The 15,560-nt window shown below is 57.5% G+C and carries 12 protein-coding genes; 1 reads left to right on the forward strand and 11 read right to left on the reverse strand.

Translation table 11 applies throughout. The features are described 5' to 3' along the window. Window positions 1–49: 49 nt before the first annotated feature. The 10 genes from C1713_RS06545 to C1713_RS06590 all read right to left on the reverse strand — a co-directional run bounded on the left by C1713_RS06545 (window position 50) and on the right by C1713_RS06590 (window position 13,718). Window positions 50–2,908 (reverse strand): purple acid phosphatase family protein, encoded by a 2,859-nt coding sequence (locus C1713_RS06545; RefSeq protein ID WP_245871013.1) that lies wholly within the window; start codon window positions 2,906–2,908, stop codon window positions 50–52. A 60-nt stretch (window positions 2,909–2,968) separates the two neighbouring features. Beyond that, window positions 2,969–4,315 carry an MFS transporter gene (locus C1713_RS06550; RefSeq protein ID WP_102493383.1) on the reverse strand — a complete coding sequence of 449 codons (1,347 nt, stop codon included), beginning with the start codon at window positions 4,313–4,315 and terminating at the stop codon, window positions 2,969–2,971. A 191-nt stretch (window positions 4,316–4,506) separates the two neighbouring features. Next, the gene (locus C1713_RS06555; protein WP_102493384.1) at window positions 4,507–5,406 is read right to left on the reverse strand and encodes a DMT family transporter; all 900 of its coding nucleotides are present in this window, start codon (window positions 5,404–5,406) and stop codon (window positions 4,507–4,509) included. A 50-nt stretch (window positions 5,407–5,456) separates the two neighbouring features. Then, a complete protein-coding gene (locus C1713_RS06560; protein ID WP_102493385.1) occupies window positions 5,457–6,872 on the reverse strand; it encodes a GntP family permease in 1,416 nt (471 codons plus the stop codon). Between the two features lie 87 nt (window positions 6,873–6,959). Beyond that, window positions 6,960–7,847, reverse strand: a complete 888-nt coding sequence (gene iolE, locus C1713_RS06565) for a myo-inosose-2 dehydratase (RefSeq protein ID WP_102493386.1) — start codon at window positions 7,845–7,847, stop codon at window positions 6,960–6,962. 23 nt (window positions 7,848–7,870) lie between these two features. Beyond that, entirely contained in the window at window positions 7,871–9,823 is a 1,953-nt protein-coding gene (gene iolD, locus C1713_RS06570) for a 3D-(3,5/4)-trihydroxycyclohexane-1,2-dione acylhydrolase (decyclizing) (protein ID WP_102493387.1), read from the reverse strand. Between the two features lie 30 nt (window positions 9,824–9,853). After that, entirely contained in the window at window positions 9,854–10,645 is a 792-nt protein-coding gene (locus tag C1713_RS06575) for a 5-deoxy-glucuronate isomerase (protein WP_102493388.1), read from the reverse strand. Beyond that, complete coding sequence (gene iolC / locus C1713_RS06580) at window positions 10,642–11,676, reverse strand: 5-dehydro-2-deoxygluconokinase (RefSeq protein WP_102493389.1); 1,035 nt, start codon at window positions 11,674–11,676, stop codon at window positions 10,642–10,644. The genes C1713_RS06575 and iolC overlap by 4 nt, the downstream gene beginning before the upstream one ends. Before the next feature lie 11 nt (window positions 11,677–11,687). Continuing rightward, window positions 11,688–12,530: a class II fructose-bisphosphate aldolase gene (locus tag C1713_RS06585; protein ID WP_102493390.1), complete on the reverse strand. Its 843-nt coding sequence runs from the start codon at window positions 12,528–12,530 to the stop codon at window positions 11,688–11,690. Window positions 12,531–12,554: 24 nt separating this feature from the next. Further along, complete coding sequence (locus C1713_RS06590) at window positions 12,555–13,718, reverse strand: iron-containing alcohol dehydrogenase (protein WP_102493391.1); 1,164 nt, start codon at window positions 13,716–13,718, stop codon at window positions 12,555–12,557. A 307-nt stretch (window positions 13,719–14,025) separates the two neighbouring features. On the opposite strand from C1713_RS06590, the gene C1713_RS06595 reads away from it, so the two are divergent. Continuing rightward, the gene (locus tag C1713_RS06595; RefSeq protein ID WP_102493392.1) at window positions 14,026–14,820 is read left to right on the forward strand and encodes a DeoR/GlpR family DNA-binding transcription regulator; all 795 of its coding nucleotides are present in this window, start codon (window positions 14,026–14,028) and stop codon (window positions 14,818–14,820) included. Here C1713_RS06595 and C1713_RS06600 read toward each other — a convergent pair. Beyond that, window positions 14,795–15,499: a hypothetical protein gene (locus C1713_RS06600; RefSeq protein ID WP_102493393.1), complete on the reverse strand. Its 705-nt coding sequence runs from the start codon at window positions 15,497–15,499 to the stop codon at window positions 14,795–14,797. The genes C1713_RS06595 and C1713_RS06600 overlap by 26 nt on opposite strands. Window positions 15,500–15,560: the final 61 nt, after the last annotated feature.

Consider the following 15,560-nt stretch of genomic DNA (forward strand, 5'->3'; position numbering starts at 1 on the left):
GCACTTCTTTTACACTGCCGATCATACAGAGACAAGATAAGCAAGAACGTCATCCATGAATGATATCCGTATACTCGGGATAGTCACGCAGACGATCCACGGGCGGGAAATCCGCAGCACCGGTGAATGTGCCGCACTCCCACTGGGCACGCGTCGACCAGACGAGGTTTGCACGCAGCGTACCATACGCAGCAGAGACTTCGTAAGAACAAAGTTCGGGGACAAAGGTACCCGCTGCACCGACCGTCCCCTGCAGTTCCGTCTCGATGCGCAGATACTGTGCGGGAGCAAGCTCCGTAAGGTCAATGATATTTCTTCCGTCCTGCAGAGCAATTTCTTTCCGATCCTTGATGGAAACCCCATCGTCCGAGACTTCGATCACGCTGCGAATTGCCGTGTGCGCGGGGATGTGTACCTCCGCCTCGAATGTCTGGAACGTCCAGCGAATCTTTTCTGCGAGGTATGCAGGTGCATAGACGGCAGGATGACGCCATTCCGTCGTATGCGTGCCCGTGCTCTCGATTCGGCGGAAGTCAAGCCAGACACCAAGCGCGTCACTTCGTGGTCCCAGTGCATCGGGATTCTCATAGACGGCGCGCATCTCCTCCTCCGTCAGCCCCTCGGTGTAAAAGCGCACCTCAGAGACATTTGCGGGCAGATGGGTAAAATACTTGGGCTTGCCCAGCTCCGGAATGACGTGACCGATGTAGGAGTAGCCGACGAAGATCGGCTGATCCGCCCACTGCCGCAGCTCGCTCGCCGGGCTGATTCCCCCGACGCGCCCGCGCCGGACGCCGTCGATGAAGGATGCGCCGCCGCGCTCCTTGTCAAAGGTCATGGCGTACTGGTGGCGGACATCGACTTCGGCAGATCCGCCCTGCCAGAAGTATTCCTCAACACCGTGGCAGATGCCCCATTTGATCGTACCGTTGCGCTCGACTGCCATGCGCAGTGCGTAGCCTGCGCCCCAGCCGATGGACTTGCCGCGGATCATGAGGGGGCTGTGCCCCATCTCGTCCGCACGCGCGAAGCGGTACATATCTGCAGTCACCACGCCCGTGAGTCCGTTGGGCGTCGCAAGATCCGCGCGCGGCAGGATCTCGATATAGTCGCCGTATTCCGCAAGCGCAACCTCCATGCGGCCGTTCTTTTCCAGAACCTTTGGCGTTCCATGGAGGAGTGCCGTGTGCCCCTTGCCCGACTTGTCATGGATGCGCGGAACGATGCGAATGGCGCCTTCGATGGTCACTTCCTTCGGTGGGAGATCGGCGACGCCGACCCAGTAGGTGCCGGCGCGCTCGAAGCGATGACAGAACGTCACGGAGCGCCGCTCATGCGCGGCAAAGCGGAAGCGCTGAACCGCGACGGTCGTGCCGTCCATCACAAGAGGGATTTCGACATCGGCGGCACGATCCAGATGATTCGTCACCTCTGCGCGTGCAAAGAGGCAGTCGATATCCGCGCCTGCGCCAATCTGAAGGAAGAGATGCGCGTATGAGAAGGCCTGCGGTTCACGCGTGTCAAGCGTGAGCTGGGCACCTGCCGTGCGGAGGCTGTGTGCCCCCACGGCATCCGCACAGTAGTATGCGGTAAACGATCTCTTCTCACCGGGATTCAGAACGATGAGCTGTGTGTCCGCGCCCGTACCAAACATATTGATGAGATGCTCCGCGCCATTGTCCGCGATGGGCAGGACGGCGGCGGCAATCCCTGTGCCGACATTTTCGGCAGTACCCGTGATCTCGACGTTCCCGTTTTCATCGAGCGCACGCAGACGGACGTCGGCAAAGACGATGTCCGGTTCATCCTTGGTGATATGGATGGCATCGATTTCCTGCTCCGTGCCATCCGGCAAAAAGCCGTAGAGTTTGTAGTCGATGGCGTCCTTTGTGATATCGAGGATACCGTAGTTGTTGTTGCCCACCGCCACGGATTCAGGGAACTCGGTGAGGAGTCGCTTCGATCCGTCCAGTTCCTCGTAGCCCGCCGCAGGATCCTGCGTGCTTCCCTGACAGATATAGACAGTGCGCGCCCCGACGGTCGGCTGTGCCGAGACGGATTTGATGTAGTAGTGGAGATGCCCGCTGAGGACGAGATCCACGCCGCACCGCTCCGCAATCGGTACAACATACCGGTTGTTGAACGCATCCGTATAGGGATGATGTGTGACGAGGATGCGCCACACAGCCTGCTTCGCGTTCTCGCTTACGAGATCCGCCTCCATCCATGAGAGGATGGACTCGATCCGTGCGCGCAGAGGCGCATCTGCCGCGATGCCCGCGTTGATGCCGTTCATCTCGAGAAGTCCCCACGGATTGCTGTCCACGATGGTGAAATGCGCCATGCCGTAGTCAAAAGAGAAGGCTTCCCCGCTCTCCATCCCGTGCAGTCCCTTCATCTGAGGGACGCCGATAAAGGCATCGAAGAAGGGACCGTCGTCGTGGTTGCCGTGTGCATAGAAGACAGGCATACGTGCAAGCAGTTCCGGAATCTTCTCGAACCAGTTGTCCGGATACTGGTCGTGCTGATAGCCCGTCCCAAACGAGATGTCCCCCGCATGCAGCAGGAACTCGGGCTGCTCACGCTCTGCCGCGCGCCGAAACGCCTCCGATGCGTGAAAGAGATGCGAATCCGAAATGGTCATGAGATGGAGCGCCTGCGGCGCCTCCTTCAGTGTGCGGAACGACGCCTGTGCACAGCACTCCTCTCCGGAGCAGACCGCGTAGGCATACTCCGTATCCGGTGACAGCGCCGTCAAAACTGCGGTGTAAATCAGCGCTCCGTCGAGATGTTCGGGACAAGCAGGCTCACGCGCTGCCTCCGCCTCCCGGCGCAGTTCCGTGCCATCCGAGGCTCTGCAAGTGACGTAGAAGCTTGCAGGCTCTTCCGTCTCCCACGCGACAGTCATCTGCCGCGGGCCGGGAGACAGCAGGTATGGGCCATTGCAAATTCTTCCGCTCGTCATGGCTTACCCTTCCTCTTCTTCCTTGACCTTCTTCGCCCACAGGGTCGGGACGATGAGGAGCGTCATGAGTGCAACGCTGCCGATCCAAAACGCCATGATGGTTTCAAAATGATAGGTGGTCACACCGTCCACAACGACCTTCGCATGATCCATGAGAAACCCGTTGACGATATCCTGCGCCGCCGCACCGCCGTATGCCAGCAGACCGATGACACCCATCGCCGCGCCCGTCGCCTTGCGCGGGCAGAGGTCAACCGCGAGCAGACCTCCGACGAAGCAGAGGATAACGCCCAGACCGAAACCGAAGATGGAAATAAATGCCGTTGTGAGCGCGAGCGATCCCGCAGGAACGAAGCAAATGCCAACGATGCCGACAAGCATAACAATACCAAAGAAAATCGTGGTGACGGAGTGACGTGATTTGAACACCTTGTCGGAGATCATGCCTGAGAAGAACGAGCCGACACCGCCGAGAATTGGAGACAGTGCCATGATGCTGCCCGCCGTCACAAGATCCAGCCCCTTTGCCTCCTGCAGGAAGATCACGCCCCAGCTGCTGATGGAGTAACGCGAGATGCCAAGGCAGATTGCGGCAACCGTGAGCAACCAGACGTATGGATTGCGAAGAACCATGAGCTGGGCTTCCTTGGTGGAAACCGTCTGCTCCTTCTTCTCCTGCGCAACCTCGCCCTCAAACTCGTTGGCAGAGGGGAGACCGTATGTCTCGGGGCGGTCACGCATGAAACGGTACATGATGAAGGCGAGCACGATACAGGCAACGCCCGGGAGGAAGAATGCCGCGTGCCAGCCGAACGCGACAATGATCATCGCCGTGCCGAGATAGGTAGCGCCCTCACCGATGTAGTGCGCGATACTGAAAACGCCGTAGTAGGTCGCAAGCTGACTCTTTGAGAACCACTGGGCAAGGGACACAATACACGGTGCCGATCCCATACTCTGGAACACGCCGTTGACGCCCCACAGGACAAGGAACACCCAGTAGGCATCACTGAAGCCAAGAATGACGTTGACGATTGCGGCACCAAGAAGTCCGATGGGAACAATTTTCTTGATGTTACAGTGGTCGGCAATAAATCCATTCGCACATTTTCCGATGGCGATGGCGACCATCATCGCCGCGCCCATCGCACCGAGTTCGGTCGGGGTAAAGCCCGCCTCGATCATCGGCTTTTTCGCAACGCCTAGCGTCATGCGCATCACATAGTACATACCGTAGCCGATGATCATTGCCGTAACGGCCTGCACGCGTGCAGAATGATACATCTTCTTGACGGTATTCGGATCCTCAATACGGGGTTTGTCCGGATTCGTCAGAAACCATTTGAGCATTTTCAGCACCTTCCTTTGCTACTCCTAAAAACACGGCAGATCGAAGTTGTTCGCCTCCTCTGTCAAATAATAAGAAATCAGAACCAAGGTATTGATTACGAGATCATTATACCAAGGTTCTGATTTCTTATTCTCTGAATTTTTGTTTTTATGCGAATTAGTAACTCAAATTTGTTGCTTTTTGATGCGGATTACTTCTCTGCAAAATTACTGTGTGTTGTGAGATACACACCGCCGAAGATGGCGGCTGCGCCAAGAATTTGGAGCATACCGATCTGCTCGGCAAAGAGGAGCATACCGCCGATCATGCCGACGACGGGGGTGACGTTCTGAAAGATGGAGGTAACGGAGGGACCGACGCGGCGCACGCCGAGGTTCCAGAAGAGCATTGCCATGACCCCGCCAAAGACGACGGTGTAGAGAAACGCGGCGAGGAGCGGCGTGGAGAGCGCAGTCGGATGAAAGTCATCGGTGAGGACGCCGTAGAGGATCGTCGCAAGCGCCCCGAATACGCCCGCCCATCCCGTGCAAAGCGCGGCGGAGATGCACTGCATGACGCGCACAGCGAGGATGGAGTACATCGTCCATGCGACCTGCGCGAGCAGGAAGAGGATGTCGCCGTAGTTGAACGAAAACCCGACGAGTACCTGCCACGAGCCGTGGCTGACGACGGCGAGCGCACCGAGGAAGGAGACGGCAATGCCGCCCCAAGCGATTGCGTTCAGTCGCTCGCGCAGAAAGACGGCGGCAAAGAACGCGGTGATGGCAGGCGAGGCGGCAGCGATCAGGGTGCAGTTCGTCACCGTTGAGTGCTGAAGCCCCGTGAACTGCATACAGCCGTTCATCAGGATGCCGGTCATTCCCATTGCCATGAGCGCCGGCACGGTATGACGCGGCGGCAGGAGTGTCTCACCGCACCGCACGGCAATCACGAGGAGTGTAGCAGAGATGAAGATGTACCGCATGGCGGAAATGGTCACGGGCGACCATTCCGCAACGAGCCACTTGATGCACAGCGGTTGAATGCCCCAGATCACCGCCGTGAGGGCGAGCAGGAGATACATCCTGCGCTTTGCCGCTGTGTCTTCCATCGATGCGCGACCTCCTGTCCTGTTGTATGATGTCCCACGCAAACACCTCGTTACGCAAGTCCCGTCAAGAGGAACAGACCGAGGCAGATAAAGACGACGGCGGACTTCAGCAGGGTGAGAACGATGACATCATAATAGGACTCCTTGTGCGTCAGCCCGCACACGGCCATGAGTGTGACGAGCGCGCCCGACTGCGGCCCCGTATCGATGCACTCCGAGGCGAGACAGATGATGCGGTGGAGAACATCGGCGCTGATGCCGACCTGCTGCGCCCACGCGAGCCATTCCGAGCCGAGCATACCAAGGGCAATGGTCATACCGCCCGAGGACGATCCCGTGACGCCCGTCATGATGTTCGTGGTGATGATCGCGCTCATCAGGGGGCTGTCGCCGACGGAGAATCCGAGCAGTGCCTCTTTGATGATGGCAAAGGCGGGCAGCGCGGCAATGACGCAGCCGTATGCGTAGCCGGAGGCGACGTTGAGGACGGCAGTGGTCGAACCGACTGCTCCCGTGTTGACAGGATTCGATAGTCCCCCCTTGAGCCGCAGACGCTTGCGTCCGATGACGGCGGCGGCGACGGTCGAGAGGAGGAGGGCGACATTGATCGACCAGATGGCCTGTACCTTGTCAATGCCGCTCGCCATCAGACTGAGTTTCATCGGGAGCAGACTCTCCAGGCTGTCCGCCGCCCACGCATACGCCCACGCCCAATGAAACGGGTTGCTGATGACGAGGTTGAGGACGATGACCATGACGAGCGGGAGCGCGGAAAGACGCCAGTCGGGCAGAGCCTCCGTCGATTCCTCCGGCTCGTTGAGGACATGATGTCCATAGCCCTCGCCCTTAGCGTTGAGCGTCCTCTGCCGATAGCCGATCCACCCCCACGCGATGAGGAAGTAGAGGACGGCGCCGACGATGCCGAGTACCGGTCCCGACCATGTGGTTGTGCCGAAGAAGGAGGTCGGGATGATGTTCTGGATCTGCGGCGTGCCGGGGATGGCGACCATGCTGTAGGTAAAAATGCCCATCCAGAGCAGTCCCGGCAGAAGTTTTTTCGGAATGTCCGCCTGCCGGAAGAGGATTGCCGCAAACGGATACATAACGAACGCCACCACAAATACAGAGAGTCCGCCATACGTCAATACGCCGCAGCCGATAAGGACGGCAAGAACCGCCTTGTCCTGCCCGAGCGTCTTCACGATCTTATCCGCGACAGCGGCGGCAAGACCGCCCTGTTCCATGATCTTTGCAAAGACTGCACCGAGGAGAAAAACAGGATAGTAGGTCTTGATGTACTCTGCCGCCTTGGTCATGTAGATCTCGCTGTAGACCGGCATGAGAGAATGTCCGCTGCCGAGGGCGGCGACGACGGCGAAGATCGGCGCGATGAAGATAATAGAGTAGCCGCGGTAGGCGAAGACCATGAGCAGGATGAGACTGATGAAGATCATGGAGAGTTCCATGCCATTCTCCCCTTTCATTCGTTCATAAAAGAAGGCTGCTGCAAGCCTCTTGCAGCAGCCTTCATGTGCCGGCAGTACCGGCGTATGTCAGATATGCGCCTTTTCCTTGATGTACTTGCGTGCCTTAATGGCATACTCAAGCGGATTCGCCTTCGCAGGATCCTGCTCTGCTTCGACAATATACCATCCGTCATAGTTCGACGCATTGACAATGTCAAAGACAGGGGCAAAATCCACGTCGCCATCCCCGGGGACAGTGAACATTCCGGCGCGCACACCATCCAGGAAGCTCATTTTTTCCGCCTTGACCTTCTTCAAAACATCAGTACGAACATCCTTGAGATGAATGTGACGGATACGCGGCAGATACTTTTTCAGAATGGCAATGTGATCCTCACCGGAGCAGACAAGATGTCCCGTGTCATAAAGCAGCCACACGAGCGTCGGATCCGTCATCTCCATCAGGCGATCGATTTCCTCTGTGGTCTGAACCCCCGTACCCATGTGATGATGGTAGGTCATCGTAAGGCCAATCTTCTTTGCAACTGCACCGAGTTTGTTCAGTCCCTCGGTGAGCAGCTTCCACTGCTCCTCCGTATTGTAGGGCTTTCCGTCGAACACAGGGACATCCAATTTCCCCTGCACGCTGTTGCCCTGCTCTGCAACATTGCAGAACTCTGCGCCCATCGTCTTCAGGAACTCGCAGTGCGCGATGAAGTCCTTCTCTACCTCTTCATACGGCTGCGTGAGGAGGAAGGAACTGAACCACGCGCTGGCAATGCTCATGCCGCGCAGGTCAAGAGCCTTCTTCAACACGGTCGTATCCTTCGGATACTTTCCCCCGACCTCACAGCCCGTGAATCCGGCGAGTGCCATCTCACTGACACACTGCTCAAAGGTGTTTTCCTTGCCGAGATCCGGCATATCGTCATTGGTCCACGCAATGGGAGCAATCCCCAAACGAATCTTTGCCATCTTTTTTCCTCCGTCCACTTCTCTTAATACTTACGTGCAGCGTCAAGATGCGGAATCATACGCTCACGATGAATGCGGTTGACCTCTTCCATCGTGCTGACCTCTGCCGTACCGACACGCCACCAGTTGCCGTATCCATGTACCATGGACTTGGGGAGAACCTTGCAGTCAATGAGCGTCGAGACCGTCTGCTTCTTCGCATCTTCGAGCGCCGCCTTCAGCTCCTCCGCCGTTTTTACCTTGTAGGTCTTCAGTCCGAAGGACGCCGCGTTCATCGCAAAGTCCACGGGGACGAAGCCGCCATCAAGCTGGCCGGTCTTCGGGTTGCGGAAGCGGAGCTCCGTACCGTAGCTGCCTTGTCCATGACCTATTTCGAGGTTGTTGATGCAGCCGTTCGTCATGTTGTCGAAGAGAATGATGTTGACCTTGATGCCCTCGGCAATCGCTGTGGCAAGCTCGGAGTTGAGCATCATGTAGCCCGCGTCGCCGACGAGTGCATAGACCTCGCGGTTTGGAGCGGCGAGGCGCACACCGAGGGAGGCGTTCAGCTCGTAGCCCATGCAGGAGAAGCCGTACTCGACATGGTAGCCGTCGACTTCCTTCGTGCGCCATGCGCGCTGGAGGTCGCCCGGGAGACTGCCCGCTGCACAGACGACGATGGCGTTCTTGTCGATTGTCTCATCGAGCACACCGAGCACGCGCGTCTGGAGGAGGGACGAACCCGTCAGTTCGATAAACTCCTTGCTCGCCTTCTTGAAGTCAAACGCATCGTTGACCTCGGGCACGAAGTCCTCACCCGTGTACTCAAGATGATAGATGCGGTCGACTTCGGCGTCGGTCTTTGCCTTGGCATCCTTCACGGCTGCCGCATAGTCCGCGCTGACCTTCCATCCCGTCTTTTCAAGAGCGGCATCCAGTGCCTTGAGCCCCTCCTGCGCATCCGCGACGACCTGCACGGCGTCCATCTTGTACGCGTGGAAGCGCGAGATGTTGATGTTGAGATACTCCACCTCGGGGTTCTGATAGAGCCACTTCGAGGAGGTCGTAAAGTCCGTATAGCGCGTGCCGACACCGATGACGAGATCCGCGTCCGCGCCGATGAGGTTCGCGCCGAGGCTGCCCGTCTCGCCGATGCCGCCGAGGTTCAGCGGGTGATCCCAGACGATCGTGCCCTTGCCCGCCTGCGTCTCGCCGAATGGGATGCCGTACTTCTCCGCGAATGCGCGGAACGTATCCTCCGCCTCGGAGTAGCGCACGCCGCCGCCGAAGATCATGATTGGCTTCTTCTTGCGCGTGATGAGCTGTACCGCCTCCTCAATCGCATACGGGGAGGGCGCAGGACGCTCGATACGATGGACGCGCTTCTTGAAGAAATGCACGGGGTAGTCATACGCCTCACCCTCGACATCCTGCGGAAGCGCGATGCAGACTGCACCCGTCTCCGCCGGATCGGTGAGGACGCGCATGGCGTTGATGCACGCCGTCATGAGGATCTCGGGGCGCGTCACGCGATCCCAGTATTTGCAGACTGCCTTGAAGGCATCGTTGCTCGTGATGGAAAGGCTCGACGGCTGCTCCATCTGCTGCAGCACGGGATCCGGCTGGCGATCCGCATAGGTATCGCCGGGCAGGAAGAGGACGGGAATGCAGTTCGCCGTCGCCGTTGCCGCCGCTGTCACCATGTTGAGCGCGCCGGGACCGACGGACGAGGTGCAGGCGTAGAGCTGCTTGCGGCGCTTCTGCTTTGCAAAGCCCATTGCTGCGTGCGCCATGCCCTGCTCGTTGCGCCCCATGCGCATGATGAGATTTCCCGCATCCTGCTCAAGCGCCTGTCCGATGCCGACCACGTTGCCATGGCCGAAGATGCCGAAGATGCCCTCGAACATCGGATTCTGCTTGCCATCGAATTCAATGTACTGGTTGTTGAGGAACTTCACGAGTGCCTGTGCGACTGTAAGGCGAATCGTCTTTTCCATGTGCTCTCCTCCACTCATATTCCTGAAACCTTAGCGGTTTGGCTGCCAAATCTTCGCGTTCTCGTCGAGCAGCCACGTATGCTCGGGCAGATCCGTGCGCGTCTTCTTCCACGGGTCGCCGGGCAGATGACGGATCATCCAGCTATACCACATGGCGTAGCCGGGCGCTGCGACCTGCGGGTGCATATAGCCGCCCGTGATCTCCGACCAGCTGTTGTGCTCGATCTTAAAGGCATTGTCGCCGATGAACGCTGCGCCGAAGCCCTGCGGTTTGTCGAACTGGTAGGTGTATACCTCCGGCTGCGGATGGTTGTGCGGGATGTAGCCCGACCAGCAGCCCGGCGTATTCACGACCTCGCCGTTGACCATGTTGGAGTACGGCGCATTCTCATAGTCGAAGATCGTGCGCACCGTGCGCTCCGCCGTGCGGTGCCACATGCCGCTGCCAAAGACGGGCGACTGGATGTCTGCCGGGCGATAGAAGACCGGCGCAAAGTCACGGTCATTCTCCGTCTTCTGCACAAGCACCGTCGAGCGTTTCAGCGCCTTCAGCACCACCTTTTTCCCACGCGGAACATGAAGGCAGTAGGGAGCCTCATCAAAGAGCGATGTGCGGTGCATGATTTCCTTTTTGCCGTCCCACTGCACCTCGACATCCCCTGTGAGAATGACAAACGCCGTCTCCTGCAGGACATCCTCGAACTCCACGACCTCATTTTCATCCATCAACTGATAGCCGATATCCATCAGCATATCACTCTCGCGCGTTGTCATAGCATTGTAGCCATGCTTTAACTCTGCGCCAAGACGTCCGAATCTCATAGTGCCGCCTCCCACGCGATCTCCGTAATAACTTTCTCCGCCTTGTGCTCCGTCATAAAGGCATCGATCTGCTCGACCGTCTGCATCGCATTCGAGCAGCTATGACTTGCAACAACCATTGCCGCATGTGCCGTGCCGTGCTGCAGCGAATCCGCTACAGACCATCCTTCAAGGAGTCCATAGACGAAGGCACTGCCATAGGCATCGCCACCACCGAAAGACTTCAGCAGCTTGATGTTGTAAGACGACACCTTGTATGCCTTCTTATCCGCCGTATAGGCAATCGAGCCCGCCTTGCCATGCTTGATGACGACGATCTTCGTCCCCTGTGCAATGTACTTGTCCGCGATGAGGTGATCCGCCGGCTCCGTCGCATCCTCGTCGTAGCCCTCGGTGAGGTTGATCTCGTCACGCGAGCCGATGATGACATCCGCCATCGACGCTACGAGCGAGTAGTAGATCTGGATGTCCTTCTTCGTGCGCCAGCTGTACGGGCGGTAGTCCACGTCGAAGATGATGCGCGTGCCATGCTTCTTCGCATACTGCGCGGCGATGAGACACGCCTCGCGCGACGGACTTGCCGAGAGTGCCGTGCCCGAGATGATGAGGATCTTCGTGTCAGCGATGTACTGCTCATCCACATCCTCGGGCGCAATCGTGAGATCCGCCACATCGTCACGGTACATGAGGATGCTCGACTCCGTCGGACTCTTGATCTCCGTGAACGTCAGCCCGATGCGCTCGCCGTTTTTCGCGCGCACCATCTGACTCGTGTCGATATCCCTCTCCTTGAAGTAGTTCAGCACAAAATCACCGAACTGATCGTTTGAGACAGCGCCGATGAAGCCGACCTTCTTGCCGAGCTTGTTGATGCCGACCGCCATATTACCCGGCGAGCCGCCGAGATACATAGAGAACGTCTCCACCTTGTCCAGCGTGCGGTTCAGCTCGTTCGGGTTGAAGTCCAGCGTCACGCGTCCGATCAGAACCACGTCGCGCTTCTTGTTTGCATCAAAGGTAATGAGTGCCATCGTTCCTCTCCTTATGCCTTATCCTTCATGCCAAAGATCTCCATGTGCTTCTTGACGTTCTCGTACGTCCCCTCCACGATTGCCTCGCTGAAGTCGAAGTAGCGGGCGTCGGGCTTCTCCGCCGCCACCTTGCGGATGCGGTTCGCCGAGGAGTCGTAGGATGCCGTCGCAATGTTGATCTTCTGAATCCCATTTGCAATGCACTGCCGGAAATCCTCATGCGTCAGACCCGTGCCGCCGTGGAGAACGAGCGGGGTCTTGACGGCCGCTGCGATCTCCTTGAGGCGGTCGATGCGCAGGACGGGCTGCTCCTTGTAGTTCCCGTGCGCCGTACCGATGGCGACGGCGAGCGCGTCGACCTCCGTCTCCGCGGCAAAGCGCTTCGCCTCCTCCACACTCGTGACGAGGATGTCCACACTCTTGTAGTCGCCCTCGGCGCCGCCCACGCGACCGATCTCCGCCTCGACATCCGCACCGTAGCTCTTCGCGAGCTTCACGACTTCGCGCGTGCGTGCGATGTTCTCATCGAGGGGATACTTCGAGCCATCGAACATGACCGAGGTAAAGCCGAGGTCGAGCGCAAGCTGGATCGTCTCCATCGTGCCGCCGTGATCGAGGTGCACCGCTGTCGGCATCTTGCACTTCTTCGCCGCCGCGACCATCACAGGCCCCAGGAGGTCAAGCGGGGAATAGCGCAGCCGCCCCTCTGCCACCTGCAGGATGAGCGGTGCGTTCATCTCCTCGGCGGCTCTGATCGCGCCCATCGCCATCTCCATGTCGGAGACGTTGAACGCGCCCACCGCATACGTGTGATCCGGCTTCGTCACCAGATCGGACAATTTGACAAGTGGCATGGCATTCCCTCCTGTATATGCTCGTTAGAACAGCTCGTTGTAAATCGCGATGATCTCTTCCTTCGTCGGAACGCGCATCGTGTTCTGGGGGCTGCCGCTCTCAAGTGCATCTGCCGCCATCTTGTCCGTCTGCGCGAGGAAGTCCTCCTTCGTGAAGCCGCGCTGCGCAAGGCACTCCTCCGTCGTTGGGATACCAACCTCCTTGCAGAAGCGCGCCACCTCTGCAACAAACGCAACGGCTGCATCATGGTCGGGCGTCGTGTCGTCCGCAACCTCCATAATGCGTGCAATCGTCGCAAAGCGATCCGTGTTCTCCTCAATCGCAAATTTCATGCACGCGGGCAGGAGAATCGCGTTTGAAACGCCGTGCGCGATGTGGAAGAGGGCGCCGATGGGGCGGCTCATGCCGTGGACAATCGTGACCGACGCGTTGTTGAACGCAATGCCCGCCTCCGTCGCCGCAATCGACATGGCAAGGCGCGCCTCGACATTTTTGCCGTCCGCATAGCAGAGCGGGAGATTCTTGTAAATCTTCTTGATGGCGGAGAGTGCAAACGTATCCGTCAGCGGCTGTGCGCGGCGCGACGTGTACGCCTCAATCGCATGGCAGAGGGCATCCACGCCCGTCGCTGCCGTCACGGCGGGCGGCGCCGTCATCGTAAACGAGGGATCGACCACCGCGAGTGCAGGGATGATCGAGGGACCGCCGAGCAGCATCTTGACATTGTTCTCCGTGTCCGTGATGATCGTGTTCTTCGTCACCTCGGAGCCCGTGCCCGCCGTCGTTGGAATCGCCACGAGATAGGGAACCTGCATATCGATGCTGACGTGCATATAGTCGCTGATCTTCCCTTTGGAGACAGACATAAAGGCAATCGCTTTTGCTGCATCCATCGGAGAACCACCGCCGAGTGCAATGATGAAATCGCAGTTCTCTTTCTTATAGACACTCAAGCCATCGTAAACAATCGTATCGGTCGGTTCGGCACTTGCCCCATCATAGATGACATAGGGGATGCCCGCCTTCGTCAGCGCAGATTCCACCTTTGCCGCATTGCCAAACTTCACCATGAACGGATCTGTGACAATCAGTGCTTTGGTACCCTTGCCGCGGATGTGCTCCCCCAATTCCTCGATCACATTCGTACCGGAAATAATCTTGGCAGGAACCATAAATGTGTAACCCATATTGTCCACTCTCCTATCCTGATCACCATTTACATTTTGATAATGTTTTGATTATCTCATGGAAATAATTTACACCTTTTTCATCACGTTGTCAACTATTAAAGATTCTTTTTTATCCTGTCAATAGGGGGGCTTCCTCCTACACTTAAAAAGCACCACATGCCTTTTTCAATACGGCAAAGAAGGCAATTACTTGTATATCTTGTAAAATCGTGATATGATAGAATCGTTGGATTTGAACAAAAGTTGGGTATGTTGCCCTTCTTACTTTGACGCTGATGAACGCGTCTGATTCAGGGGATCATATATGAAAATAGATCGCAGACGAAAAATACACGAAGCACTAAAAGAAGCCCATAACATCTCCATCAATGACCTTTGTGATATGTTCGGCGTCTCCAAGAACACCATTCGACGCGATATCGCCGACCTGCAGGAAAAAGGCATCATTGAGAAGGTATATGGCGGTATCGTCCTCGCCGACCCACCTGCAAATGCGCCCGAACCATTTGCCTTTCGTGAAGGGCGCAACGCTGAGGCAAAAAAACTCATTGGTCATCTTGCTGCAGATCTCGTGGACGACGGTGATGTCATCTACATTGACTCTGGCACCACCACGATGCACATGGTGCCCTACTTGCTCGACAAGCAACGGCTGACCATCGTTACCGCCAGTGTCCACGTGATTAACATGGCCGTGACATACACCCGTCTGAACGTCATCTCTACCGGCGGCACATTCTATGCCCCGTCGAAGGCATTTATCGGACCTCAGGCCGTCGAGTGTCTGCGGCGCTATAACGTCACAAAAGCATTTCTCGCCAGCACAGGCATCTCCATTGAACATGGAGCGACCAACACCTCCCCACTGGAATGTGAGCTCAAACAGAGCCTAATGAAAAAGAACTGTCCTCATATTCTTCTCGTAGATGATTCAAAATTCGACCATGCGACTCTCATGAGTTACTGCGCCCTGAAGGATCTCGAATATGTTGTGACCAACAAGCGTCCATCTGATGCCTATCTCCGTTACTTTGACGAAAACGGGGTTAAACTCATCGCGCCGACACAAACGATCATAAACGGCCAAGGGAAGCTCTGACCAGCGATTCCTCCGTATACAAAGAGAGAGGCGGTATAACCGCCTCTCTCTTTTTGTGGTATGACACCCCTCGCGCCGTCTCGCGCAGGTTGCACAGGTGTGCACGGAGATTAGCCGCGGCGAGGACGTTACGCACCACCTCGCCCGCGAGGACATACGCCCTGCCGCTCGGCTGATCCTCATCCGCGTATGAGCGCGCATCGCGGCGGTCAATGATCTCCCCCGCTGCGCGGTCATAGACGAGTAGGCGGACGGCGGCACCGCTGTGCAGAAAATTCTCCTCATAGAAGATACTCGTGTAATATATCTCCTCATAGTAGGTCGTGAGGATTGGCAGAACGACGAGGTCTGCCTCCACGGCATCTGCCGTCGCACGCAGGACAGCAGGATAGTCATAGCCGCGCCGCGTGGCATACTGCCCACAGGCACTATCATACGCATCGAGCAGCGCACGTTCATCGACATAGGTGAGCCAGCCCATCGTATCGTTCAGCGGCATGTGGAGATCGCGCGCGACCATATCCTCGAGCGCATCCACCGTCTCCGCATCAACGTCTGCCGCACCGCCCTCCACCACGAGCGGCAGCTGTGCGATACGCGCAGCGCCAAGCGCAGGTGCCGTGGGCAGGAGCAGAAGAAAGAAGCTCAGCAGAGCCGTATATCTGAGAAACTGTTTCATCACCGATCAATCTCCCCCAAGAAAGCACGGATACATTGCAGACGATGCCCCTTCCCCCGCT

Origin of the sequence: Centipeda felix (assembly GCF_900186465.1) — a bacterium.
GTDB classification, from domain to species: Bacteria; Bacillota; Negativicutes; order Selenomonadales; family Selenomonadaceae; genus Centipeda; species Centipeda felix.

Bases quoted from the DNA above. Each gene is read 5' to 3' on its own strand.
- C1713_RS06595 (WP_102493392.1), top strand. From the start codon at position 14,026: ATGAAAATAGATCGCAGACGAAAAATACACGAAGCACTAAAAGAAGCC.
- iolC (WP_102493389.1), bottom strand. From the start codon at position 11,676: ATGGCACTCATTACCTTTGATGCAAACAAGAAGCGCGACGTGGTTCTG.
- iolE (WP_102493386.1), bottom strand. From the start codon at position 7,847: ATGGCAAAGATTCGTTTGGGGATTGCTCCCATTGCGTGGACCAATGAC.
- C1713_RS06585 (WP_102493390.1), bottom strand. From the start codon at position 12,530: ATGCCACTTGTCAAATTGTCCGATCTGGTGACGAAGCCGGATCACACG.
- iolD (WP_102493387.1), bottom strand. From the start codon at position 9,823: ATGGAAAAGACGATTCGCCTTACAGTCGCACAGGCACTCGTGAAGTTC.
- C1713_RS06600 (WP_102493393.1), bottom strand. From the start codon at position 15,499: ATGAAACAGTTTCTCAGATATACGGCTCTGCTGAGCTTCTTTCTTCTG.
- C1713_RS06555 (WP_102493384.1), bottom strand. From the start codon at position 5,406: ATGGAAGACACAGCGGCAAAGCGCAGGATGTATCTCCTGCTCGCCCTC.
- C1713_RS06590 (WP_102493391.1), bottom strand. From the start codon at position 13,718: ATGGGTTACACATTTATGGTTCCTGCCAAGATTATTTCCGGTACGAAT.
- C1713_RS06545 (WP_245871013.1), bottom strand. From the start codon at position 2,908: ATGACTGTCGCGTGGGAGACGGAAGAGCCTGCAAGCTTCTACGTCACT.
- C1713_RS06575 (WP_102493388.1), bottom strand. From the start codon at position 10,645: ATGAGATTCGGACGTCTTGGCGCAGAGTTAAAGCATGGCTACAATGCT.
- C1713_RS06560 (WP_102493385.1), bottom strand. From the start codon at position 6,872: ATGGAACTCTCCATGATCTTCATCAGTCTCATCCTGCTCATGGTCTTC.
- C1713_RS06550 (WP_102493383.1), bottom strand. From the start codon at position 4,315: ATGCTCAAATGGTTTCTGACGAATCCGGACAAACCCCGTATTGAGGAT.